The following is a 358-nucleotide window of genomic DNA, read 5'->3' as shown; positions in this document are numbered from 1 at the left end:
CAAAATAGCCGCCAGATGAGGACGTTTGCCACCAGCGGCAACAATTTCATTTACTTCGGCTGCAATTTCCTGCTTTACCTGATCGGAGATTGCTTTTCCTTTGGCTGTACCTTTTTTAGTAGTAACCAAAACTACCCCAGCAGCAGCGCGAGCTCCATAAATAGCAGAGGCTGCAGCATCTTTACGTTTAGAAATCTTACGCATAGCTGCATAACTTTCTACCTTGTCTACCGTTTTACCTTTTTCTAGTAAGCTAACAGTAACATCATGGCGATGTTGGTCTTCGTCTTTGCTTTTGACCACAAGCTTGACTCCTTCTTCGGCACGAAAAGAAGATTCTTTTTTCTCTATTTTCTCT

1 pseudogene is annotated in these 358 nt (G+C 42.7%); it reads right to left on the bottom strand.

From position 1 onward, the window contains the following. A pseudogene (locus D0T85_RS22020) lies at positions 1-351 on the bottom strand (hypothetical protein); the annotation flags it as partial. Positions 352-358 lie beyond the last annotated feature (7 nt).

It is taken from the genome of Bacteroides sp. 519, from assembly GCF_010500955.1.
Classification (GTDB): domain Bacteria; phylum Bacteroidota; class Bacteroidia; order Bacteroidales; family Bacteroidaceae; genus Bacteroides.
Note: the sequence above shows the minus strand (reverse complement) of the source record. Positions and strands in the feature narration are given on the sequence as shown.